This window comes from Paenibacillus sp. FSL R5-0490 (genome assembly GCF_001956215.1).
In the GTDB taxonomy this organism is placed as follows: domain Bacteria; phylum Bacillota; class Bacilli; order Bacillales; family Cytobacillaceae; genus Cytobacillus.
Genome location: NZ_MRTQ01000005.1, coordinates 184450 through 208085 on the forward strand (window position 1 = coordinate 184450; position 23636 = coordinate 208085).

23 protein-coding genes are annotated in these 23636 nt (G+C 42.0%); 22 read left to right on the top strand and 1 reads right to left on the bottom strand.

The window, feature by feature from the left end:
* The first annotated feature begins 11 nt into the window (after positions 1 to 11).
* The 11 genes from BK139_RS05950 (at position 12) to deoC (ending at position 12823) form a co-directional block, all read left to right on the top strand.
* Positions 12 to 356 (top strand): YqxA family protein, encoded by a 345-nt coding sequence (locus tag BK139_RS05950; protein WP_076257436.1) that lies wholly within the window; start codon positions 12 to 14, stop codon positions 354 to 356.
* Between the two features lie 196 nt (positions 357 to 552).
* Positions 553 to 2388: a translation elongation factor 4 gene (gene lepA, locus BK139_RS05955; RefSeq protein ID WP_076257437.1), complete on the top strand. Its 1836-nt coding sequence runs from the start codon at positions 553 to 555 to the stop codon at positions 2386 to 2388.
* 113 nt (positions 2389 to 2501) lie between these two features.
* On the top strand, positions 2502 to 3635 hold the full coding sequence (gene hemW / locus BK139_RS05960; RefSeq protein WP_076257438.1) for a radical SAM family heme chaperone HemW: 1134 nt from the start codon (positions 2502 to 2504) through the stop codon (positions 3633 to 3635).
* A gap of 121 nt (positions 3636 to 3756) precedes the next feature.
* Positions 3757 to 4788 carry a heat-inducible transcriptional repressor HrcA gene (hrcA, locus tag BK139_RS05965; protein WP_076257439.1) on the top strand — a complete coding sequence of 344 codons (1032 nt, stop codon included), beginning with the start codon at positions 3757 to 3759 and terminating at the stop codon, positions 4786 to 4788.
* Positions 4789 to 4883: 95 nt separating this feature from the next.
* Positions 4884 to 5489 carry a nucleotide exchange factor GrpE gene (gene grpE / locus BK139_RS05970; protein ID WP_076257440.1) on the top strand — a complete coding sequence of 202 codons (606 nt, stop codon included), beginning with the start codon at positions 4884 to 4886 and terminating at the stop codon, positions 5487 to 5489.
* Positions 5490 to 5514: 25 nt separating this feature from the next.
* Complete coding sequence (dnaK, locus tag BK139_RS05975; RefSeq protein ID WP_076257441.1) at positions 5515 to 7344, top strand: molecular chaperone DnaK; 1830 nt, start codon at positions 5515 to 5517, stop codon at positions 7342 to 7344.
* 98 nt (positions 7345 to 7442) lie between these two features.
* Positions 7443 to 8561 carry a molecular chaperone DnaJ gene (gene dnaJ, locus BK139_RS05980; protein WP_076257442.1) on the top strand — a complete coding sequence of 373 codons (1119 nt, stop codon included), beginning with the start codon at positions 7443 to 7445 and terminating at the stop codon, positions 8559 to 8561.
* Positions 8562 to 8581: 20 nt separating this feature from the next.
* On the top strand, positions 8582 to 9520 hold the full coding sequence (gene prmA, locus BK139_RS05985; protein ID WP_076257470.1) for a 50S ribosomal protein L11 methyltransferase: 939 nt from the start codon (positions 8582 to 8584) through the stop codon (positions 9518 to 9520).
* Between the two features lie 128 nt (positions 9521 to 9648).
* A complete protein-coding gene (locus BK139_RS05990; protein WP_076257471.1) occupies positions 9649 to 10398 on the top strand; it encodes a 16S rRNA (uracil(1498)-N(3))-methyltransferase in 750 nt (249 codons plus the stop codon).
* Positions 10399 to 10404: 6 nt separating this feature from the next.
* Positions 10405 to 11757: a tRNA (N(6)-L-threonylcarbamoyladenosine(37)-C(2))-methylthiotransferase MtaB gene (mtaB, locus tag BK139_RS05995; protein ID WP_076257443.1), complete on the top strand. Its 1353-nt coding sequence runs from the start codon at positions 10405 to 10407 to the stop codon at positions 11755 to 11757.
* Positions 11758 to 12151: 394 nt separating this feature from the next.
* Positions 12152 to 12823, top strand: coding sequence for a deoxyribose-phosphate aldolase (gene deoC, locus BK139_RS06005; protein WP_076257445.1), 672 nt, complete (start codon positions 12152 to 12154; stop codon positions 12821 to 12823).
* Between the two features lie 34 nt (positions 12824 to 12857).
* On the opposite strand, the gene BK139_RS06010 is transcribed toward deoC, so the two are convergent.
* Positions 12858 to 13778 (bottom strand): Na/Pi symporter, encoded by a 921-nt coding sequence (locus BK139_RS06010; RefSeq protein ID WP_076257446.1) that lies wholly within the window; start codon positions 13776 to 13778, stop codon positions 12858 to 12860.
* A 238-nt stretch (positions 13779 to 14016) separates the two neighbouring features.
* Here BK139_RS06010 and rpsU point away from each other — a divergent pair, with 238 nt between their 5' ends.
* From rpsU to BK139_RS06065, 11 genes are all read left to right on the top strand, one after another.
* On the top strand, positions 14017 to 14190 hold the full coding sequence (rpsU, locus tag BK139_RS06015) for a 30S ribosomal protein S21 (protein ID WP_009333009.1): 174 nt from the start codon (positions 14017 to 14019) through the stop codon (positions 14188 to 14190).
* Between the two features lie 15 nt (positions 14191 to 14205).
* Positions 14206 to 14649, top strand: coding sequence for a GatB/YqeY domain-containing protein (locus BK139_RS06020; protein ID WP_076257447.1), 444 nt, complete (start codon positions 14206 to 14208; stop codon positions 14647 to 14649).
* A gap of 232 nt (positions 14650 to 14881) precedes the next feature.
* Positions 14882 to 16213: an NfeD family protein gene (locus tag BK139_RS06025; protein WP_076257448.1), complete on the top strand. Its 1332-nt coding sequence runs from the start codon at positions 14882 to 14884 to the stop codon at positions 16211 to 16213.
* Between the two features lie 20 nt (positions 16214 to 16233).
* On the top strand, positions 16234 to 17232 hold the full coding sequence (gene floA, locus BK139_RS06030; RefSeq protein WP_076257449.1) for a flotillin-like protein FloA: 999 nt from the start codon (positions 16234 to 16236) through the stop codon (positions 17230 to 17232).
* A gap of 34 nt (positions 17233 to 17266) precedes the next feature.
* Complete coding sequence (locus BK139_RS06035) at positions 17267 to 17746, top strand: hypothetical protein (RefSeq protein WP_076257450.1); 480 nt, start codon at positions 17267 to 17269, stop codon at positions 17744 to 17746.
* Between the two features lie 62 nt (positions 17747 to 17808).
* Complete coding sequence (yqfC, locus tag BK139_RS06040) at positions 17809 to 18099, top strand: sporulation protein YqfC (RefSeq protein WP_076257451.1); 291 nt, start codon at positions 17809 to 17811, stop codon at positions 18097 to 18099.
* Positions 18100 to 18117: 18 nt separating this feature from the next.
* Positions 18118 to 19311 carry a sporulation protein YqfD gene (gene yqfD, locus BK139_RS06045; protein WP_076257452.1) on the top strand — a complete coding sequence of 398 codons (1194 nt, stop codon included), beginning with the start codon at positions 18118 to 18120 and terminating at the stop codon, positions 19309 to 19311.
* On the top strand, positions 19308 to 20273 hold the full coding sequence (locus BK139_RS06050; protein ID WP_076257453.1) for a PhoH family protein: 966 nt from the start codon (positions 19308 to 19310) through the stop codon (positions 20271 to 20273). The genes yqfD and BK139_RS06050 overlap by 4 nt, the downstream gene beginning before the upstream one ends.
* A gap of 217 nt (positions 20274 to 20490) precedes the next feature.
* Positions 20491 to 22683, top strand: coding sequence for an HD family phosphohydrolase (locus tag BK139_RS06055; RefSeq protein ID WP_139325601.1), 2193 nt, complete (start codon positions 20491 to 20493; stop codon positions 22681 to 22683).
* Positions 22680 to 23150 (top strand): rRNA maturation RNase YbeY, encoded by a 471-nt coding sequence (gene ybeY, locus BK139_RS06060; protein ID WP_076257454.1) that lies wholly within the window; start codon positions 22680 to 22682, stop codon positions 23148 to 23150. Before BK139_RS06055 ends, ybeY begins: the two co-directional genes overlap by 4 nt.
* Complete coding sequence (locus BK139_RS06065) at positions 23128 to 23520, top strand: diacylglycerol kinase family protein (RefSeq protein WP_076257455.1); 393 nt, start codon at positions 23128 to 23130, stop codon at positions 23518 to 23520. The genes ybeY and BK139_RS06065 overlap by 23 nt, the downstream gene beginning before the upstream one ends.
* Positions 23521 to 23636: the final 116 nt, after the last annotated feature.

The window sequence follows — 23636 nt, forward strand, 5'->3', positions numbered from 1 at the left end:
GATGATGCGGAATGAAAATGTTTATGCTTAAAGCTCTTTTTCTGGCAGCGCTTATGTTTGTCTCAGTGCTATTCGGAATGCAGCAGGCAAATGAAGGAATTCACAGAATGAAGGGATTCCATGACGGGGATTTCAAAAGTGCCCTGACCATAAATGAAACCAACGAAGGCGAAGTTCAGGCTTCTGTCCTTGGGAATGATGTGTCAAGCCATGATCTTCAGAAGAAAAGGGAAAAGCTTGAAGAAATGAAAGCATATAACTTCTTTTCATCCTTAGGAAAAAGCATATCCAATGGCATATCAGAGCTGACAGAAAAATCGGTCGCAATCATCACAGACTTAATAAAAGGGAAATAGGCTGCTCAGGTGGGCAGCCTTATTTTTTTGAAAATCAGCGGCTTAAAGCTTAGCATTGAATCTTCACAAACCTACTGATATAATCAAAAATAGTGTATAAACTAAAAGGACTATTTTAAAATTGACCACACTTAGCTCCAGGCGCCTGTTACTAGGCGCTTGCGCTTTTCTATAGTAGGAGTTGAAATAATAAACAATGAACAGAGAAGAGAAACTGAAAAGGCAAGAGAAAATAAGGAATTTTTCGATCATCGCCCATATTGACCATGGTAAATCGACTTTGGCCGATAGAATTCTTGAAAAAACCAATGCGCTGACTTCACGCGAAATGAAGGACCAGCTCCTAGATTCCATGGATCTTGAAAGGGAGCGCGGCATTACGATCAAGCTGAATTCCGTTCAGTTAAAATATAAAGCGAAAGATGGTGAAATATACACTTTCCACTTAATAGATACGCCGGGACACGTCGATTTTACATATGAAGTATCCCGAAGCCTTGCAGCATGTGAAGGAGCCATTCTGGTTGTGGATGCAGCTCAGGGTATTGAAGCGCAAACCCTTGCCAATGTTTATCTGGCCCTGGATAACGATCTTGAGATTCTTCCAATTATTAATAAGATCGACCTGCCAAGTGCGGATCCGGAAAGGGTTCGAAATGAGATCGAAGAAGTTATCGGCCTGGATGCATCTGAAGCAGTACTGGCTTCAGCAAAGGCTGGAATTGGAATAGAAGAAATTCTTGAACAGGTCGTTGAAAAAGTTCCTGCTCCAGTAGGGGATCCGGAAGCCCCATTAAAGGCTCTTATATTTGATTCCCTTTATGATGCCTACCGCGGTGTAGTAGCCTATATACGTGTGGTTGAGGGTACGGTAAAAGTAGGGGATAAAATTAAAATGATGGCAACCGGCAAAGAGTTTGAAGTCACTGAGGTTGGTGTGTTTACCCCAAAATCAACGCCCTTGCCTGAATTGTCCGTTGGAGACGTAGGGTTTTTGACTGCTGCAATCAAAAATGTTGGTGATACACGTGTGGGTGATACCATTACAAGCGCGAAAAACAGTGCTTCAGAAGCTCTTCCTGGATACAGAAAGATGAACCCGATGGTTTATTGCGGACTTTATCCAATTGATAGCGCCAAGTTCAATGACCTGCGTGAAGCGCTTGAAAAGCTGGAGCTGAATGATTCCGCCCTTCAGTTTGAACCGGAAACTTCACAGGCACTCGGATTTGGATTCCGCTGCGGTTTCCTTGGATTGCTTCACATGGAAATTATCCAGGAGCGCATTGAGCGCGAATTCAAAATAGATTTGATTACAACAGCACCTAGTGTTATCTATGATGTTATCCTGACAGATGGCACTGAGGTTAAAGTAGATAACCCATCCAATATGCCTGATCCTCAAAAAATTGACCGTGTTGAAGAACCTTATGTAAAAGCTACAATGATGGCCCCAAATGATTATGTGGGAGCCATTATGGAACTTTGCCAGCAAAAACGCGGCATCTTTATTGATATGCAATACATGGATGAAACCAGAGTAAATATTATATATGAGATTCCTTTATCGGAAATTGTTTATGATTTCTTTGATCAGCTGAAATCCAATACAAAAGGATATGCTTCTTTTGATTATGAATTAATTGGATATAAGCCATCAAAACTTGTTAAGATGGATATTCTGTTAAATGCAGAAAAGGTAGACGCATTGAGCTTCATCGTTCATAAGGATTTTGCTTATGAAAGAGGAAAAGTAATCGTTGAGAAGTTAAAAGAGCTAATTCCCCGTCAGCAGTTTGAGGTTCCTATTCAAGCTGCGATCGGCCAGAAAATTGTAGCCCGCTCAACCATTAAAGCCATCCGCAAAAATGTATTGGCTAAATGTTACGGCGGAGACATTTCCCGTAAGCGTAAATTATTGGAGAAGCAGAAAGAAGGTAAAAAGCGGATGAAGCAGGTTGGTTCTGTTGAAGTTCCGCAGGAAGCTTTCATGGCCGTTTTGAAGATGGACGATAACACCCCTAAAAAGTAAAATATTTGATTTGTTTTAAGAGGTTAGATATGCTGTCATAATAATAACAGCACTAGCCTCTTTTTATTTAGGAAACTCTGTATATTGATTGAATGATGAAAGTAGTGAAATAAATGATTAAAGCAGCTTATATACACATCCCCTTTTGTGAACATATCTGCCATTACTGTGATTTTAATAAAGTATATTTGAAGAACCAGCCGGTTAGAGAATACCTTGACTCTCTTGATAAAGAGATGGATCTTGCTTTGAAAGAAACACCAGCATCGCGCCTGGACTCTATCTTTGTAGGAGGCGGGACACCCACTGCGCTGAATGGGAAACAGCTTGAACAGCTTTGCAGCACAATTAATCGTCAGCTGCCCTACGACTCTTCCACAGAATATACATTTGAAGCTAATCCGGGAGATCTCTCTAAGGAAAAGCTTCAAATATTGCATGATGCCGGAGTCAACAGGCTCAGCTTTGGTGTCCAGACCTTCAACGATGAACTCTTAAAAAAAATTGGAAGGTCACACCGGGCAAAAGATGTTTTTCAGTCAATTGAAGCTGCAAAACAAGTAGGTTTCGATAACATCAGCATCGATCTGATATACAGTCTTCCCGGTCAGACACTTCAGGACTTTAAAGATACACTTGAAACATCATTTACATTGGATATTGTTCATTATTCGGGCTATTCTCTGATCATTGAGCCCAAGACGGTATTCTATAATCTGATGAGAAGAGGGAAACTGCCGACACCAGGAGAAGATGTGGAAGCTGAAATGTATGACTTATTGATGGAGCAAATGGACAAACATGGATTTGCCCAATATGAAATCAGCAATTTTGCCAAGCCTGGCTATGAGAGCCGGCATAACATCACTTATTGGGATAACGAATGGTACTTCGGCTTTGGAGCAGGTGCGCATGGCTATGTTAATGGGCTTCGCCGTTCAAACCACGGACCCCTGAAAAAATATATGGAGCCAATTGAAAAGGGCCAGCTCCCGATCCTCGAAGAACATAAGGTGCCCCTTGAAGAACAGATGGAAGAGGAAATGTTTCTTGGGCTGAGAAAAACTGAAGGTGTCTCAATTAGTCGTTTTAAAGAGAAATTTGGCAAAAACCCGCTGGAGCATTTTGAAGTTCAGATTAAACAGCACTCCGAAAAAAAATTAATTATTGCCGGGGAAGAGCATATTAAATTGACAAGGCGAGGACGATTCCTTGGAAATGAAGTATTTCAGTCCTTTATAGGGTAATCTGTCTGAGGATTGCTTCAGGAAAAAAAGAATCCAAATTATTGACACTGCACGTATGATTTGATAATTTATTAGTAGAATTAGCACTCGGGGACAAAGAGTGCTAACAGAGGTGATAACTGTGTTAACAGATCGTCAATTATTAATTTTCCAAGTAATTGTTGATGATTTTATTCAAACTGCACAGCCTGTAGGGTCGAGAACTCTGTCGAAAAAAGAAGAAATTTCTTTTAGTTCCGCAACGATCAGAAATGAGATGGCTGATTTAGAGGAACTTGGGTTTATTGAGAAAACACACACCTCATCGGGGAGGATTCCATCTGAAAAAGGTTACCGCTACTACGTGGATCACCTTTTATCCCCGCAAAAATTAAATCAGCATGATATCCACAAAGTACAATCGATCTTTGCGGAAAGAATTTATGAGCTGGAGAAAATTGTTCAAAAATCGGCAAAAATTCTATCTGAGCTGACTAATTATACATCCATAGTCCTCGGGCCTGCGGTAAGGGAAAACAAGCTGAAGAGAATTCAGATTGTTCCTTTGAATAAAGAAACAGCGATAGCAATTATTATCACAGATACAGGCCATGTGGAAAACAGAATGTTCCACTTGCCGGAAAACATTGATGCAGGTGATTTGGAAAAGGTAGTGAATATCCTTAATGACCGTCTTGCCGGTGCGCCATTGGAAAGTCTGAACAATAAGTTATATAAAGAGGTTGCCGTGCTTTTAAGGCATCATATCAATAATTATGATCTAATGCTGAATTCAATTGCCGATACAATAAAGATACCGGCCTATGATAAGCTTTTCTTTGGCGGTAAAACAAATATGCTGAGCCAGCCGGAGTTTCATGATATTGAAAAGGTTAAAAACCTCATGAATATGATTGAGCAGGAAAAAGGCATATATGATTTACTCAGTAAAAATAAGTCAGGGATCAATATTAAAATCGGCCGGGAAAATAATAATTCAGCAATGGAAAACTGCAGTCTGATAACAGCAAGCTATTCAATCGGCATCGAACAGCTCGGCACAATTGCCATTCTGGGCCCTACCAGAATGGAGTATTCAAGAGTCATCAGCTTATTGAACTATATCAGTGCAGACTTATCATCTGTTTTATCCAAGTTGTATCAAAACAGATGATGGTGGAGATATTGATTAAGGGTGGAAAAACCTTTCCACTCCTTTCCTTATGTTTTTTTATTTTATAATCCAGCCATTCTTTAAGGGAGGTGAACATGTTGGCAGAAGAGAAAGAGACATTGAGCAATGAATTAAATGAACAAACCAACGAACCTGAAGGAACTGAAAATGAGGCTCCTATTGAAGAGGTATTTGCAGAGGCTGATGAAGCAGGTCCTGTTGAGGGAACTGATACAGACCTTACAGCAGCAAATGCAAAAATAGCTGAATTGGAAGGTAAGCTGGAAGAAGCTGAAAATCGCATCTACCGTCTTCAGGCTGATTTTGAAAATTCCCGGCGCCGTGCAAGGCTGGACCTTGAAGCGTCTGAAAAATATAGAGCACAAAGCTTAATCTCTGATTTGCTGCCTGCGCTTGACAATTTTGAAAGAGCACTTCAAATGGAAGCTGAAAATGAACAGGCTAAATCTATTCTTCAAGGAATGGAAATGGTTTATCGAAGCTTGGTGGAGGCTATAAAAAAAGAAGGCGCAGAACAGATTGAGGCAGTTGGGAAAGAATTCGACCCTCATATGCACCAGGCTGTAATGCAGGTAGAAGATGAGAATTTTGATTCCAATATCGTGGTCGAGGAGTTCCAAAAAGGCTACAAGCTAAAGGATCGGGTCATTCGTCCATCAATGGTTAAAGTAAATCAATAACTACATATTTGGGGAGGTAAAGAACATGAGCAAAATTATCGGAATCGATTTAGGTACAACAAACTCATGTGTCGCTGTACTTGAAGGCGGCGAACCGAAAGTAATTCCAAATCCGGAAGGCAACCGTACAACGCCATCAGTTGTGGCGTTTAAGAACGGCGAGCGTCAGGTTGGTGAGGTGGCGAAGCGCCAGTCTATTACAAACCCGAACACCATCATGTCCGTTAAACGCCATATGGGTACAGATCATAAAACAGAGGCTGAAGGAAAGGAATACTCTCCGCAAGAGGTTTCTGCTATTATTCTTCAATATTTGAAATCTTATGCAGAAGACTATCTTGGCGAGAAGGTTACTAAAGCGGTAATCACTGTTCCAGCATATTTCAACGATGCTGAGCGTCAGGCTACAAAGGATGCAGGCCGAATTGCCGGCTTGGAAGTTGAACGAATCATCAACGAACCGACTGCTGCAGCGTTGGCATATGGACTTGATAAAATGGATGAAGACCAGACTATCCTTGTTTATGACCTTGGCGGCGGTACATTTGACGTATCTATCCTTGAGCTGGGCGATGGTGTATTTGAAGTAAAATCCACTGCCGGGGATAACCGTCTTGGCGGAGATGATTTTGACCAGGTAATTATTGATTACCTCGTTGATCAATTTAAAAAAGAGAACGGCATTGATCTTTCTAAAGATAAAATGGCTCTGCAGCGTTTAAAAGATGCTGCTGAAAAAGCGAAAAAGGATCTTTCCGGTGTAACTTCAACACAAATTTCACTTCCGTTTATTACTGCCGGGGAAGCTGGACCTTTACACCTTGAAGTAACACTTTCTAGAGCTAAATTTGAAGAGCTGTCAGCAGATCTTGTTGAACGTACAATGGGACCTACACGCCAGGCATTAAAGGATGCTGGTTTGACTCCTTCAGAAATCGATAAAGTTATCCTTGTCGGCGGTTCAACACGCATTCCGGCTGTACAGGAAGCAATCAAAAAAGAAACAGGAAAAGAACCGCACAGAGGAGTTAACCCTGATGAGGTTGTAGCTATGGGTGCAGCTATTCAGGGCGGTGTCATCACTGGTGATGTTAAGGATGTTGTCCTTCTGGACGTAACACCTTTGTCTCTTGGAATTGAAACAATGGGCGGAGTGTTCACTAAGCTGATTGAACGCAATACAACTATTCCAACATCAAAATCCCAGGTGTTCTCAACTGCTGCTGATAATCAGTCTGCTGTTGATATCCATGTTCTTCAAGGGGAACGCCCAATGGCAGCGGATAACAAAACACTTGGCCGTTTCCAGCTAGGGGATATTCCTCCAGCTCCGCGCGGTGTGCCTCAGATCGAAGTGTCTTTTGATATCGATAAAAATGGTATCGTAAACGTACGCGCTAAAGACCTTGGCACAAACAAAGAGCAAGCCATTACGATCAAGTCATCAACAGGATTATCTGATGAAGAAATTGAAAAAATGGTAAGAGAAGCTGAAGAAAATGCTGAAGCTGATAAGAAGCGAAAAGAAGAAGTAGAACTCCGCAATGAAGCGGACCAGCTGGTATTCACTACTGAAAAGACTCTAAAAGATCTTGAAGGCAAAGTGGATGAAGCAGAAGTGAACAAAGCAAATGAAGCTAAAGATGCACTAAAAGCTGCAATTGAAAAGAACGATCTGGATGAAATCCGTGCTAAGAAAGATGCTTTACAGGAAGTTGTCCAGGCGTTAACAATGAAGCTTTATGAGCAGGCGCAGGCTGCTCAGGGAGCCCAGGGCGCAGAAGGTGCTGAAAGCAAAAATGATGACGATAACGTTGTAGATGCTGAGTTCGAAGAAGTTAAAGACGATAAATAATTTCTGAATCTTTTAAGTCAAAGTCAGGTCTTTCTTGGCTTTGGCTTTTATTTTTGATACAATAATCTTTATGTGAAATGAATCGGGGAGTGGTAATCATGAGTAAAAGGGATTACTATGAGGTTCTCGGGATCAGCAAGGGTGCATCCAAGGATGAAATTAAGAAGGCATATCGAAAGCTTTCAAAGAAATACCATCCTGATATTAACAAAGAGCCTGATGCTGACGAGAAGTTCAAGGAAGTTAAAGAAGCATATGAAGTCTTAAGCGACGACCAGAAAAAGGCCCACTATGATCAATTTGGCCATACGGACCCTAATCAAGGCTTTGGCGGAGCCGGTTTTGAAGGTTTCGGAGGATTTGAAGACATTTTCAGCACCTTCTTCGGAGGGGGCTCCCGCAGGCGTGATCCTAACGCCCCAAGACAGGGTGCTGATTTACAGTACACCATGTCCCTAACTTTTGAGGAAGCAGTATTTGGCAAAGAGACCGATATTGAAATTCCGCGCGAAGAGACGTGCGAGACCTGCAGCGGGTCAGGCGCTAAACCGGGAACTAAGCCGGAAACATGCCGTCATTGTCATGGATCAGGTCAGTTGAATGTTGAACAAAATACGCCATTTGGCAAGATCGTAAATAGAAGAGTTTGCCACTACTGTAATGGTACCGGCAAAGAAATCAAAGAAAAGTGCACAACCTGCCGTGGAGCCGGTAAAGTGCAAAAACGCAGAAAGATACACGTGAAAATTCCTGCAGGCATTGATGATGGCCAGCAGCTTCGCGTAGCAGGCCAGGGGGAACCAGGTGTTAACGGAGGACCTCCAGGCGACCTTTATGTTGTATTCCATGTGCGGTCTCATGAGTTCTTTGAGCGTGATGGCGACGATGTTTATTGTGAAATGCCGATAACATTTGTGCAGGCTGCCCTCGGAGATGAAATCGAAGTGCCGACACTGCATGGGAAAGTAAAACTTAAAGTCCCTTCAGGCACACAAACAGGAACCAAATTCCGTCTGAAGGGAAAAGGTGTGCCAAATGTAAGAGGATACGGAACAGGAGATCAGCACATTATTGTCCGTGTTATCACTCCGACAAAGCTGACAGAAAAACAGAAGCAGCTTTTAAGCGAGTTTGCTGAAGTCAGCGGAACAGTTCCGCAGGGAGAACAGGAAGAAAGCTTTTTTTCTAAAGTAAAACGAGCCTTTAAAGGTGAATAATGGAATGGGAGTTGGTAGTAGTGAAATGGTCAGAAATCAGTATTCATACTGCAAATGAAGCTGTTGAACCGATTTCGAATATTTTGCATGAAGCCGGAGCAAGCGGAGTTGTAATAGAGGATCCTTTAGAACTTGTAAAAGAAAGAAAGGATCAATTCGGTGAAATCTACCAGCTCAATCCGCAGGACTATCCTGAAGAAGGCGTAATTGTAAAAGCATATTTGCCAGTAAACAGTTTCCTTGGGGAAACAGTTGATGAAATAAAAGAAGCAATCAATAACCTCATTTTATTTAACATCGATATTGGCGCAAATAAAGTCAGCATTAGTGAGGTAAATGAAGAAGAATGGGCTACTGCCTGGAAAAAATATTATAACCCTGTAAAAATCTCAGAACGCTTTACCATTGTCCCAACCTGGGAGGATTACACACCTGTCAGCAGTGATGAACTTATCATAGAGCTTGACCCGGGCATGGCCTTTGGAACTGGGACACACCCCACAACGGTTATGTGTATCCAGGCTCTTGAAAGAACTGTAAAACAGGGAGATAATGTTGTAGATGTAGGAACAGGATCGGGTGTTTTAAGCATTGCTGCAGCTATGCTGGGTGCAGGGAAGGTAAAAGCCCTTGATCTTGATGAAGTGGCAGTAAATTCAGCTAAATTAAATATTAAACTGAATAAAGTTCAGAATATAGTGGATGTATCACAAGGGAATCTGCTCGATGGTGTCAGCCAGGGAGCGGATGTGGTCGTTGCCAACATCCTTGCAGAAGTAATTCTCCGCTTTACAGATGATGTTGCGTCAGTCGTAAGGGAAGGCGGATACTTTATCGCTTCAGGCATTATCCAGCAGAAGAAACAGGAAGTAAGAGATGCTATTTCCGCTGCAGGGTTTGAAATAGAAGAGACCATACAAATGGAAGATTGGGTTGCCATTGTCGCAAGGAGAAAGTAATTAGAAAAACTTCGGCCCCTCGGGATGGGAGGGGCCGGAGCTGGATATACCGTAAAAAGGGGGTAATAAACTTACCCTCCTTTTTACAGTTGAAGGATCTTGAACAGGTAAGAAAGAGGGTGCCGATTGTGCAGCGGTATTTTACAGAAAATGCAGTTAAAGATAAGTACTTTCATATTACAGGAGAAGACCGTCATCATATAGTGAAGGTAATGCGCATGAAAGAAGGCGACAAAATTATCTGTGTCGATCCATCCCAAAATAGTGGACTTTGCTCAATTGCAGAAATTACCGATGAACATGTGGCTGCAGAAGTTGTACAATGGATTGAAGGATCTTCTGAGCTTCCTGCAGATATTACTATTGTGAGCGGACTGCCTAAAGGGGATAAGCTGGAGTGGATCATTCAAAAGGGCACTGAGCTGGGAGCGCGCCGTTTTATCCCTTTTACTTCAGCTCGTTCAGTAGTAAAATGGGATGCGAAGAAATCAGTGAAAAAAGCAGAGAGATGGCAGAAGATTGCTAAAGAAGCTGCTGAACAGTCACATAGGAGCATAGTGCCTGAAGTTCTTGCACCGCTTGATTTAAAGTCATTGCTGAAAATATCAGCTGATTATCCATATAAATTGATCGCCTTTGAGGAAGAAGCGAAACAGGGAGAGGACTCTGTGCTCTATGAAACACTTTCTTCCATGAATAAAGGAGAATCGCTTTTAGTTGTATTCGGACCTGAAGGCGGTCTTGCAGATAATGAAGTTTCATTGCTGCTCGAAGCAGGCTTTCTTGCCTGCGGTTTGGGACCGCGTATTTTAAGGACAGAGACAGCGCCTCTCTATTTGCTGTCAGCTGTTTCCTATCATTTTGAATTAATGGGGTGAATATTGATGCCTGCAGTTGCATTTCATACACTTGGCTGCAAAGTCAATCATTACGAAACAGAAGCCATTTGGCAGCTGTTCAAAGAAGCTGGCTATGAACGGACAGACTTCGAATCCGTTTCAGATGTTTATGTGATTAATACATGTACGGTTACAAATACCGGTGATAAGAAAAGCCGTCAGGTAATCAGAAGGGCAATCAGAAAAAACCCTGATGCCGTTATCTGTGTAACAGGCTGTTATGCACAAACCTCACCTGCCGAAATTATGGCAATCCCTGGAGTTGATATCGTTGTAGGGACTCAGGATCGGTTGAAAATGCTTGAATATATCGAGCAATATAAACAAGAACGGCAGCCGATCAATGGCGTCGGAAACATCATGAAGAACCGTGTCTACGAAGAGCTTGATGTGCCGGCATTTACTGATCGGACACGTGCTTCCCTTAAAATTCAGGAGGGCTGCAATAACTTCTGCACATTCTGTATTATTCCCTGGGCGCGCGGCTTAATGAGATCAAGAGACCCGAAAGAAGTAATCCGGCAGGCTCAGCAGCTTGTTGATGCCGGATATAAAGAAATCGTCCTAACTGGAATCCATACAGGCGGATATGGCGAAGACATGAAGGATTACAATCTGGCTATGCTTCTTACGGATCTGGAAGCTCAGGTAAAAGGTCTCAAACGTTTAAGAATCTCTTCAATTGAAGCCAGCCAAATTACCGATGAAGTCATTGAAGTTATGGATAAGTCCAAGGTCGTGGTAAGGCACTTGCACATTCCTCTGCAATCAGGCTCAAATACAGTTCTTAAAAGAATGCGCCGCAAGTATACCATGGAATTCTTTGCTGAGCGTCTTGAGCGCTTGAAGGAAGCTCTGCCAGGTTTGGCTGTTACATCTGATGTAATCGTAGGCTTCCCGGGGGAAACAGAAGAAGAATTTATGGAAACCTACAACTTTATTAAAGAGCATAAATTCTCCGAGCTTCATGTATTCCCGTATTCAAAGCGTACAGGAACGCCTGCGGCAAGAATGGACGACCAGATCGATGAAGAAGTCAAAAACGAGCGTGTTCATCGCTTGATTGCCCTGTCAGATCAGCTTGCAAAAGAATATGCATCTCAGTACGAAGGTGAAGTTCTTGAAGTGATCCCGGAGGAAAGCTTTAAGGAAAGCAGTGACAGCAATTTATTTGTCGGATACACGGACAATTATTTGAAAATCGTCTTCCCGGCAACAGAAGAAATGGTAGGCCAGATTGTAAAAGTGAAAATTACAAAAGCCGGCTACCCATACAATGAAGGTCAATTTGTAAGAGTTCTAGATGAATTGAACGAAGCAGAAGAGGCGGCAGTTTAAAGGAATTACCTTAGGGTGGTTCCTTTTTTTGATAAGCGGTAATTGTTTAGTTTATTGCTTATTTGTAACTTAGTTTAGAATCACTGAGTTGATTGGAGCGAAGGGCAATTGACTCCTGCGGGAGGAGAGGGAGCGGGAGACCCCGCAGGCGAAGCCGAGGAGGCTCCCGTTCCTCCCCGCGGAAAGCAAGTGTCCGCAGCGGAAATCAACGGGCTGAATTCACAAGCATCGACATCTTCTATGAGAAACGTGACTTTGATAAATTTATTAATATCTTTTGGGAAAACTACTTTCGAAAACGATTACAAAAAATATAAATAGTGCTCGATATTTTTTTATCTAAGTGATATTATGAAAGAGGTACGTACAACTGTTTTTAAAAGGAGTAGTTAAAATGACAAATAACGTAGCAAAAATGATCGATCATACATTACTTAAAGCCGATGCAGCAAAAGACCAAATAGAAAAAATCTGTGCGGAAGCTAAAGAATACAATTTCGCGTCTGTTTGTGTTAATCCGACATGGGTTAAACTTTCAAGCGACCTGCTTAACGGAACCGAAGTGAAGGTCTGCACAGTAATCGGATTCCCGCTCGGAGCTTCCACACCTGAAACAAAAGCATTTGAAACAAAGAATGCCATTGAAAACGGTGCAACAGAAGTAGATATGGTAATTAATATTGGCGCTTTAAAAGGCGGAGACAATGACCTGGTTGAACGGGACATACGTGCGGTTGTTGATGCTGCAAAAGGAAAAGCATTAACCAAGGTTATTATCGAAACTTGCCTTTTGACTGAAGAAGAAAAAATTAGAGCATGTGAGCTTTCTGTAAAAGCTGGTGCTGACTTTGTTAAAACATCTACAGGATTCTCAACTGGCGGCGCAACTGCTGAAGATATTGCCCTTATGAGAAAAACTGTCGGACCCGATCTTGGCGTAAAAGCTTCGGGCGGAGTAAGAAGTGCAGAAGATGCACAAAAGATGATTGAAGCAGGTGCGACGAGAATTGGAGCAAGCTCCGGCGCTGCTATTGTCAACGGTTTAACAAGCGATTCGGATTACTAAGAAAATGCCGGGATTTCCCGGCATTTTTTATTTTTTACCGGCCGTGCAGTCTTATGACAAACCTTCCAAACTGATTTGCAAATGGGAGAACAAGCAAGGAAGATAGTACATTAAATAAAACACTGATATGTGCAAGCTGCACATCCGGAGAACTGGCTGCACTCTCTCCTAAGACAGCAAGGACATGAATAAAAGGATAAAAGGCCGCCACACCCAAACAGTTCAGCCAAATATGGGCAAAGGCAGTCAGTTTTGCTTCTTTTCCTGAACCGATGGATGCTAAATATGCGTCTACGCATGTACCTATATTAGATCCAAGCATTATGGCAATGCCGGTATCCAAATCCATTGCGCCAGCAGTTAAAAACCCCATTATAATGCCAGTTGTTGCTGTGCTTGATTGGATGATAGCCGTAAGGACAATTCCGGCAGCAACAGCGAACAAATAATTCCCATCCAAAGTAAGCAGCCAGTGGTTGACCATATCATTATCTTTAACAGAACCAGCAAGATATTCAAACCCGCGCATTGCTGCAAAAACCGCAGATAATCCAAGCACTGCCAGACCGGAGCTTCGCAGGCTCTTATTCTTCATTACAGCCAGGATGCTCCCGGCAGCAGCAAGTGGAACAATATATGATTCAATATTAAAAGTGATTAACTCTGTCGTAAATGTTGTACCTATGTTGGTTCCTAATATAATGCCAATCGTCTGGGGAAAAGTAAGCATCCGTGCAGAAACCATTCCAATTGTTATAATCATTACCGCTGAACTGCTTTGCAGGACAGCCGTCACGATTGTGCCCATCACAGTGCCTTTCCAAGGTGAATTAGTCACAGCTGCCAGCCAATTCTTTAACGAACCTGCAGATAAATTAAAAAGACCCGACCGTAAGAGTGTCATACCATAAATAAATAACGCGATTAGCAGAAAAAATAATAACAGCTGGACCAAGCAGCATTCACCCCCTTCATTTAATACTATGGAACACCCTGCCGGGACATGCTTATGAACAAAAAATTGTTTAGCTTGTCAGGAATGGGGTACTAAATAATCACAAACCAAAAAAATCAATCCCGCAGCAGGCTAATTACTGTTGACCTTGATAAGCTGTTATATTATAATTGCAAGGTACATGGAATAAACCATGTTGTTGATGTAAGTGTGTTGTGCTCGGAGGGAGGGAAAGAGAATGTCTAAAACCGTCGTTCGTAAAAACGAATCGCTTGAAGATGCTCTTCGTCGCTTCAAACGTTCAGTATCAAAAACTGGTACTTTGCAGGAAGCAAGAAAGCGCGAATTCTACGAAAAACCTAGTATTAAACGTAAGAAAAAGTCTGAGGCTGCTAGAAAGCGTAAGTGGTAAGAGAGGGTGTATGTAATGAGTCTTCTCGAGCGTTTAAATGAAGATATGAAACAAGCGATGAGGAATAAAGAAAAAGAAAAGCTTACTGTAATTCGTATGATTAAAGCTTCGCTTCAAAATGAAGCAATCAAGCTTGGTGAAGATCTTAACGAAGAACAGGAGCTAACTGTCCTTTCTCGCGAAGTTAAACAACGCAAGGATTCCCTCCATGAATTTGAAAAAGCAGGTCGTGAAGATCTTGTTGAAAAAATTCGTACTGAACTTCAGTATGTCGAATTATATATGCCAAAACAGCTCTCCGAAGATGAAGTTTCAAAAATTGTTGCTGAAACAGTTGCAGAAACAGGTGCTTCTTCAAAAGCTGATATGGGAAAAGTGATGGCTGCTATCATGCCTAAAGTAAAAGGTAAAGCAGATGGTTCACTTATAAATAAACTTGTACAACAACAACTTTCATAAAACTATGCATTAAAAGACCGAAAGCCAATGGCTGACGGTCTTTTTTACTTTTCTGCCTAGCTATGTGCTGATGGAATGAATCACATTCGTTTCTAGGTTATACTAAAGTTGAGCAGAGTTTGAAAGTAGGAACTATCAAAAGAAATAATCAAAAGAAATAAAAAGGAAACTTTTTAATGATTCAATCGTAAATACATATAGAAGTCATTTTGCGGTTAAAGGGGGGAAAGTTTTGATTGCCAGAAGAGCAATAACCGCCTTTTCATTGTTTTTTGCTCTGCTGCTGCTGGTAAGCCCTTTTCAAGGAAACGCCGATAATGAAAAAGTGCTGATTGTTCCAATTGAAGAAACTGTGGAAAAAGGACTTTATGCATTTTTAAGCAGAGCGGTGCAAACAGCTGAAGAAGAAAATGCATCAGCCATAATATTTGAAATAAATACACCCGGAGGGGCAGTCGATGCAGCCGGGCAAATTGGAAAGCTGTTAACCTCAACAAATGTAAAAACAATATCTTTTATCAACAAGCAGGCTTTATCTGCAGGTGCCTATATAGCTTTGAATACGGATGAAATATATATGGTACCTGGTTCAACAATGGGTTCAGCCGCAATTATTGACCAGCAGGGAAATACAGCTGGCAAGAAAGCAGAATCATACTGGTTTGCGGCAATGCAGAGTGCGGCCTCACAAACGGACAGAGATCCTGTTTATGCCCTTGCTATGGCAGATGAATCGGTGGATCTGCCTGAATTGGGGGCACCGAAAGGAAAGCTGCTTACCCTCACAGCTGAACAGGCTGAACAGGTAGGCTATTCAGAAGGCACAGTAGATTCAAGGGAAGAGTTACTGAATGTGCTCGGACTTAATGAAGCTAATATACAGACAATTGATGAAAGCTTTGCAGAAAAGCTTGCCCGTTTTATTACCCACCCTGTCGTTATACCAATTCTATTATCTATTGGAAGCCTTGGGCTGGTTCTGGAGCTGTATTCACCGGGTTTCGGCATCCCTGGATTAATGGGATTGTCGTCCCTGCTTCTGTTCTTTTATGGCCATATGGTCGCCGGGCTGACAGGATATGAGACCTTAATTCTGTTTGTAATAGGCATTGGCTTAATAATTGCCGAGTTTTTCCTTCCTGGAGGAATTGCCGGTATAGCCGGAATAGCAGCAATACTGGGGAGTCTGTTTCTGGCTTCTGACAATGTGGCCCATATGGGAATGTCTATTTTAATTGCTATGGGAGTTTCAATATTGGCATCTATATTAATGATAAAGGTGTTTGGTAAAAAGATGAAATTCTTTAAAAAAATTATATTAACCGATAGCACAAATACCGAAAAAGGTTATATCTCAAATAAGAGCAGGCTTGAACTGATTGGTCTTGAGGGTTATGCACTTACTGCTCTAAGGCCTTCAGGTACTGTAGTTATAGGCGATGAGAGAATTGATGTTGTCAGTGAGGGAGCCTTTATCCTTAAAGGGGCAAAAGTAAAAGTTGTTAAAGCGGAAGGTTCGCGTATTGTTGTCAGAGAAATATCTAAGCTTGATTTAGATAAATAAAATCATCAGGAGGTAAAAATATGTTAGAAGCAGGAACAGTAGCAATATTGGTTGCCGTTGTACTCGGTGTTATATTGCTGGGGATATTATTCACCTTTGTACCGGTTATGCTGTGGATATCAGCATTGGCAGCGGGAGTCAGAGTCAGTATCTTTACATTAATCGGGATGAGGCTTCGCCGGGTTATACCAAGCCGTGTCATTAACCCGTTAATCAAAGCGCACAAGGCAGGACTTGAAGTAACAACAAATCAGCTGGAGAGCCATTACCTGGCAGGAGGAAATGTTGATAGAGTTGTCAATGCATTAATAGCAGCACACCGTGCCAATATTGATTTAAGCTTTGAACGCAGTGCAGCCATTGACCTGGCAGGGCGTGACGTTTTGGAAGCGGTTCAGATGAGTGTTAATCCAAAAGTAATTGAAACACCTTTTATTGCCGGTGTTGCGATGGATGGCATCGAAGTAAAGGCAAAAGCGAGAATTACAGTCCGTGCCAATATTGACCGTCTGGTCGGGGGTGCCGGTGAGGAAACAATCGTGGCGCGTGTTGGTGAGGGAATTGTCTCTACGATCGGTTCGCAGACGGATCACAAGAAAGTACTTGAAAATCCGGATATGATTTCTCAGACTGTTCTTTCAAAAGGTCTGGATGCAGGCACTGCTTTTGAAATTCTCTCGATAGATATAGCAGACGTGGATATCGGCAAAAATATTGGTGCAGAACTTCAGACTGAACAGGCTGAGGCAGACAAGAAGATTGCCCAGGCTAAAGCTGAAGAAAGACGTGCTATGGCCGTAGCTCAGGAACAGGAAATGAAAGCACGTGTTGAAGAAATGAGAGCGAAGGTTGTGGAAGCAGAGGCACAGGTGCCGCTTGCCATGTCAGAAGCACTCCGATCCGGAAATATTGGGGTAATGGACTATATGAATATCCAAAACATCTCGGCTGATACCGAAATGAGGGATTCAATCGGCAATATGAGTGACGACGGCAAAAATGGCCGGAAAAATGACTAAATGATCCCTTAATGGGAGAAGGGAGGAAACTCTCTTGGAATTTTTATTGGAGAATCCTTTTATTCTAATTGCTGTCATAGCTTTCATTTCCTCTTTTTTCAAAAAAAAGAAGGAGGAGAAGCCCGTTAAACAGGCTCCCCGTTCAGTACAGCAAGAGAACCGGACACAGGCCGAAAGAACATCTGCAGATAATGCTTTGGCCGAAGTGCTGGAAGAGGAAAAAAAGAAGCTGACCGAGAAATCCAGAAGAATAGAGGAAGATTACAGACAGCGTAAACAGCAGGCAGAACAAAGCATGAAGGCTCTCCAGAGTCAGCAGAGAGCTGCTGAAAGAAAAGCAAGCGCAATATCGAGAACAACAGCAAATACAAAAACAGGATCCCCGGTGGAAGCCGCAGGAGCCGGAAAGTTTGAGCCGCAGAAACAGACGCTTGTTGACGGGATTATCTGGTCCGAGATTCTAGGACCTCCAAGATCTAAAAATCCTCACAGGTCCCTCAACAGAAAGCGGTAAAAAATAAGTGCTAGAACCTTCGTTCATTTCATAAATATGAGATGAAAGGGGGTTCTTTTTTTATGGAAAAAAAGTGGGGACAATTCGTCCGCGGCTGGATGACTAAAAATATGGAGCTTCCTCAAGATGTCATGATGGATCTGCCCCGCATTACAATGATTGGGCAAATCCATATCTATATAGAAAACCACAGGGGATTACTGGCTTTTTCAGATAAGGAATTAAGACTGCTATTAAAGCAGGGGCAGCTTTTAATAAGAGGGAAAGCCTTCGTCATAAAAACGATACTGCCGGAAGAAATACTGCTCGAGGGAAAAATTGATTCAGTAACTTATATTACAGACACTGATTAAGAATTCAGGGGGAAGGAAATGAAGAACCAGTGGATCGAATTTTACAGGGGCCTTGTAACTGTTAAAGCAAGCGGGAAAGGAATAGAAAGATTTATTAATGCACTTACCCGGAGCGGAATCAATATCTGGAATGTAAAGAACCATGGAACGCAATCAGTCACCTTCAAAATGAAATTGGAAGATGCAAAAAAAATAAGAAGCCACGCCAGGAACAGCGATTGCAGAATCGAGTTCCTGCAGCGGGCAGGAGCACCATTCCTTATGAAAAGGCTGCTGAAAAACAGCGGATTTGCAGCTGGTGCCCTCGCGTTTTTTGCTGTTATTCTCCTTTTATCCAATATGGTCTGGGGCATAGAGATTAAGGGGGCAAATCCTGCAACTGAATATCAGATCATCAAAGAGTTGGACAAGATGGGGGTTAAAAAAGGAAAGCTGCAGTTTTTTGTAGATAATGTGGAGTCTATTCAGCGGACCCTATCCAACAATATTGAGGCAATCACCTGGGTTGGCGTGGAGTTAAAAGGGACAACCTACCATCTGCAGGTAGTTGAGAAAAATGAACCTGAGAAACCCGAGTATTTAAGCCCGCGTCATCTGGTAGCCAAGAAGAAAGCCGTCATTGTAGAAATGTTTGTTGAAGAAGGACGTCCGGTCGTCGATATTCACGATCATGTTCAGCCAGGACAGCTTTTAGTCTCCGGGATCATCGGGAAAGAGGGCCAAACGGAGACTGTTCCTTCAAAAGGGGAGGTTTTCGGGGAGACATGGTATAAATCTGAAGTCATTCTTCCGCTTAAGAGCACATTCAAAGTCTTCAGCGGCACTGAAAAAGTTAAGCATAGCATCACAATCGGAAATCTTGAAATTCCCATTTGGGGATTTGGGAAACCGGAATTTGAAGAGTATGAATTAGAGGAAAATGAGAAAGTAGTAAAGTTCCTGAAATGGGAGCTGCCTGTTTCATATGTAAATAAGACATTCCGTGAAAGAGAGCAAGTCACCAGAATATATTCCAATAAAGAGGCTTTTGAAGCTGCGAAAGATTTGGCAAGAAAAAAAATAAAAAGCAGCCTAGATGAAAATGCTAAAGTTAAGGGAGAAAAAGTTTTGCACCAATCAATTGACAATGGTAAAGTAACTATAGCAATACATTTCCAAATTATTGAGAATATTGCAGAAGGACAACCAATTATTCAAGGAGATTCGGAATGACAGAAGACTTGAAAACAATGAACCTGCAGCTTGAAGATCCTAATGAAGCCATTGCATTATTAGGCAACTCAGATGCAAACCTAAAAATTATTGAGCAAGAACTGAATGTTTCCATTGTAACCAGGGGAGAATCCGTTTATGTGTCTGGCGAAATGGAGAAGGTAGAACTGGCTGGAAAGGTTCTGGATAAACTGCTTTATGTAATCCGGAAAGGAATAAATATAAGCCAGAGAGATGTTATGTATGCTCTTCAAATGGCAAACAAGGGAACACTAGAGTATTTCAGTGATTTATACGAAGAAGAAATCACCAAAAATGCAAAAGGAAAGTCTATACGTGTTAAGACATTGGGACAGCGTCAATACATTCATGCAATCCGCCAAAATGACCTGGTTTTTGGCATAGGGCCAGCAGGCACAGGAAAAACGTATTTGGCAGTTGTTATGGCTGTCAATGCATTGAAAAATGGGAATGTGAAAAGAATCATTCTTACCCGCCCTGCTGTCGAAGCAGGCGAAAGCCTGGGCTTTCTGCCGGGGGACCTGAAGGAAAAAGTCGATCCTTACTTAAGGCCATTATACGATGCTTTGCATGATATATTAGGTGCAGAGCATACACAAAGAATGATTGAAAGAGGCACGATTGAAATTGCACCGCTGGCTTATATGCGCGGAAGAACATTAGATGATGCCTTTGTCATTCTGGATGAAGCACAAAATACAACTCAGGCTCAAATGAAGATGTTTTTGACCAGGCTGGGCTTTGGTTCAAAAATGATTATTACCGGAGACAGAACACAGGTTGACCTTCCAAAGGGTGTAAAATCAGGCCTGATTGCAGCAGAAGACATACTCAAGGGTGTAAGCGGACTATCATTCGTTCATTTAGAACAAAGTGATGTTGTGCGGCATCCGCTTGTGGCCAGGATTATTCAGGCATACCAAAAAGAAGATAACCTTTAAGCCGCCGATTTTGGCGGTTTTTTCTTTATCTGATAAAATCGGCAGATAATTACTATGGAATTATTTGCTATTAATGAAATGATTAGGTAACCTGTTAATAGATAGGCCATTTTTCATTAGTGAAAACCAACAGAAAAACTGTTATGATTTTACATAATTAATAATTAAACATTTAGGAATATTGGAAGTTTTTTTACCCAGGACAGGAGGGGTAAATGTGCCAAATCTTCAGCAGAGTTTGATTACAATCAGAAATTTACTTAATATGACCTTTTTTCGTGTTCTCTTATTTGTTCTTTTGGGAGTTGCTATGTATTTTTCCATGTATAGCAATGTGAAGCCTGAAAAGCTGGATTTAAGTCTGTTCTCTGTCGCTGAACAGACAATTAGGTCACCCATAACAATAGAGGATAAAGCAAGCACAGAAAGAAAAAGAAAAGAAGCAGAAAATAATGTTAAGGATATTTACGTTGTAAAAAAAGAGATTGCCCAAAACAGAGTTGACCTGGTTACCTCCATTTTCGGATCCGTTTCGGAAGTGAATGAAGAAGTAAAAGAAGGGATGGAAGAGAAAAAGAAGGCTGCTGCAAATGAGTCAGACAAAGATGTAGAGGCACCGGACCCTTCCGCCCCTGGTCCTGAAGAGAAATTGTCTATGGTTAAAGAAAAACTCACTGATGACGTAACACGTGAAGTATCTGATGGCGTCTTCCTTGCTTTGCTGCAGGCAAAGGAGGGGGAACTGATCATTGCGAAAGACCTTACTGTCACAGCCATCAATAAAATCATGAATAATGAAATTCCGGCTGAACAGGTGGAGAACGCGAAGAAGCGTGTTGAAGAAGAACTGAAGTTCACCAGCTTAAATTCAGATTTAAAAAAAGCAGCAATAGAGCTGGGGCGCTATGCAATATATCAAAATCAATTTTATGATCCTGCTGCTACGGAAGAATTGCGGCAGCAGACCATTGAGAGTGTGGAGCCAGTAAAAATCCTTCAGGGACAGATCATTGTTGAAGAAAATCAGCTTATCAGCAGAGACATATACCGACAGCTTGAACTTGTAGGGCTTCTGGAAAGTGTTAATTCAATTCAGCCTTTTATCGGCTTATCTCTGATCATTGTCATTGTTTTATCAGCCCTGTATTATTATTTCCACGAACTGAATGTACAGAGGGAATTAAAGCAAAGCTATTTATTGCTGTTCAGCCTTGTCTTTATCTTATCGATATTGCTTATGAAGGTCATAAGCCTTTTCCAATACGCTGATTACTCAGAGATCGGGTATATCTATCCTGCAGCTATGGGAGCTATGCTGATCAAAATACTGATTGATGAAAAGCTTGCAATGTACTACACAATTATTATGGCTATCAGCGGAAGCATCATTTTTAATGAAGGTGTTACAGGAACATTCCAGCTGACATCAGCCATTTATATCCTTTGCAGCGGATTGGCGGCCATATTGTTTTTAAGTAAGCAGAATCGCCGCTCCAAAATATTGCAGGCTGGTTTATTTGTATCTGCAGTTAACATATTTGTTATCTTTTCAATGCTTTTCTTAAGGAATGGCCACTATGATACGATTGAATATGGATTTTACTTTGTAATCGCTCTGATTTCAGGAATCTCGTCAGCAGTCCTGGCGATTGGCCTGCTGCCATATTTTGAGGCAGGATTCGGAATCTTGTCTACTATGAGGCTGATTGAACTTTCCAACCCTAATCATCCGCTTCTGAGAAAGATACTGACCGAATCTCCCGGAACCTACCATCATAGTGTAATGGTTGCAAATCTTTCCGAGTCAGCATGTGAAGCTATTGGGGCAAATGGTCTTTTGGCGAGGGTAGGCTGTTATTATCACGATATCGGCAAAACGAAACGGCCGCAATTTTTTATTGAAAATCAGGTGAATATTGAAAATCCGCATGATCGGCTTCCTCCCCAGACCAGTAAGAATATTATTATCGCTCATGCCGCAGATGGTGCTGAAATGCTGAGAAAGCATAAGATGCCTAAGGAGATAGTGGATATTGCCGAACAGCATCATGGGACAACATTGCTGAAATATTTTTACTATAAAGCAAAACAAAATGGTCTTGAGGTAAAGGAAGAGGACTACCGCTATCCGGGACCTAAACCGCAATCAAAAGAGTCGGCAGTCATCGGCATTGCGGATAGTGTAGAAGCTGCAGTCCGTTCAATGGCACATCCTACAACAGAGCAAATAGAGGATTTAGTCAAAAAAATAATCGCAGACAGGCTTCAGGATGGACAGCTGAATGAATGTGATTTAACCTTAAAAGAGCTGGAAACCGTTTCACACTCGTTCTGCGAAACGTTAAACGGAATTTTCCATTCACGGATTGAGTATCCTGAAATGACAAAACAGAAGGTGAAACAAGCATGAATTTAAATATTGATTTTTTAGACGAAACGAACGAGCTTCAGGAAATTGACATAGCCAAAATTGAAGAGTTAATTAACTTTGCGGCATCAAAAGAATCTGTAGAGCCTGAAAGCGAGGTATCCATTACTTTTGTGACCAATGAGCGGATCCGCGAAATTAACAGGGAGTACCGGGATAAAGATCGGCCGACAGATGTTATTTCTTTCGCGATGGAAGAGCTGGGTGAAGGTGAAGTTGAGCTGATTGGTGCTGATATGCCGCGAATCCTGGGGGATATCATCATCTCCACTGCTAAGGCGAAGGAGCAGGCGGAGGAGTATGGACATTCTTTTATTAGGGAGCTTGGCTTTTTGGCGGTCCATGGCTTCCTGCATCTTCTTGGATATGATCATGAAAATCCGGAAGATGAGAAAAAAATGTTTTCCCGCCAGAAGGATATACTTGATGAATTCGGGCTCACGAGATAAAAAGGTCCGAAAACACAATGTCCTCAAATCCTTTGTGTTTGCTTTTTCCGGAATTAGAACAGCGTTATTGAATGAAAGGAATCTGCAGATACATTTGGCAGTATCCCTGGCTGTCATGTTCTTTGGGGTATATTTTGGCATTTCCCGGCTTGAATGGATGATCATTCTGCTGGCCATCGGGGGCATGCTCTCACTCGAATTGCTGAATACAGCCATTGAAAGGACTGTGGATCTGGCAACCGGAGATTATCATCCCCTTGCCAAGCAGGCGAAGGATATAGCAGCTGGAGCGGTGCTGGTGTATGCCATTGTAAGTGTAATAATAGGCGGAGTAATATTCCTGCCTAAAATTCTGAAATTTTTGCAGTGATGTGAAGCTGTCCGAATGGGCAGCTTTTCTTTTGTGTGCCAGGCATGTTCATTAACTTGGCGGTGAAAGTCCGCTATGGGCGTTGGGATATGCGAACCATTAGCTGAAGGCAAGGG

Bases quoted from the DNA above. Each gene is read 5' to 3' on its own strand.
- hemW (WP_076257438.1), top strand. From the start codon at position 2,502: ATGATTAAAGCAGCTTATATACACATCCCCTTTTGTGAACATATCTGC.
- BK139_RS06050 (WP_076257453.1), top strand. From the start codon at position 19,308: ATGACAGAAGACTTGAAAACAATGAACCTGCAGCTTGAAGATCCTAAT.
- yqfC (WP_076257451.1), top strand. From the start codon at position 17,809: ATGGAAAAAAAGTGGGGACAATTCGTCCGCGGCTGGATGACTAAAAAT.
- ybeY (WP_076257454.1), top strand. From the start codon at position 22,680: ATGAATTTAAATATTGATTTTTTAGACGAAACGAACGAGCTTCAGGAA.
- grpE (WP_076257440.1), top strand. From the start codon at position 4,884: ATGTTGGCAGAAGAGAAAGAGACATTGAGCAATGAATTAAATGAACAA.
- floA (WP_076257449.1), top strand. From the start codon at position 16,234: ATGTTAGAAGCAGGAACAGTAGCAATATTGGTTGCCGTTGTACTCGGT.
- yqfD (WP_076257452.1), top strand. From the start codon at position 18,118: ATGAAGAACCAGTGGATCGAATTTTACAGGGGCCTTGTAACTGTTAAA.
- mtaB (WP_076257443.1), top strand. From the start codon at position 10,405: ATGCCTGCAGTTGCATTTCATACACTTGGCTGCAAAGTCAATCATTAC.
- BK139_RS06065 (WP_076257455.1), top strand. From the start codon at position 23,128: ATGAATTCGGGCTCACGAGATAAAAAGGTCCGAAAACACAATGTCCTC.
- dnaJ (WP_076257442.1), top strand. From the start codon at position 7,443: ATGAGTAAAAGGGATTACTATGAGGTTCTCGGGATCAGCAAGGGTGCA.
- BK139_RS06020 (WP_076257447.1), top strand. From the start codon at position 14,206: ATGAGTCTTCTCGAGCGTTTAAATGAAGATATGAAACAAGCGATGAGG.
- lepA (WP_076257437.1), top strand. From the start codon at position 553: ATGAACAGAGAAGAGAAACTGAAAAGGCAAGAGAAAATAAGGAATTTT.
- deoC (WP_076257445.1), top strand. From the start codon at position 12,152: ATGACAAATAACGTAGCAAAAATGATCGATCATACATTACTTAAAGCC.
- dnaK (WP_076257441.1), top strand. From the start codon at position 5,515: ATGAGCAAAATTATCGGAATCGATTTAGGTACAACAAACTCATGTGTC.
- rpsU (WP_009333009.1), top strand. From the start codon at position 14,017: ATGTCTAAAACCGTCGTTCGTAAAAACGAATCGCTTGAAGATGCTCTT.
- BK139_RS05950 (WP_076257436.1), top strand. From the start codon at position 12: ATGAAAATGTTTATGCTTAAAGCTCTTTTTCTGGCAGCGCTTATGTTT.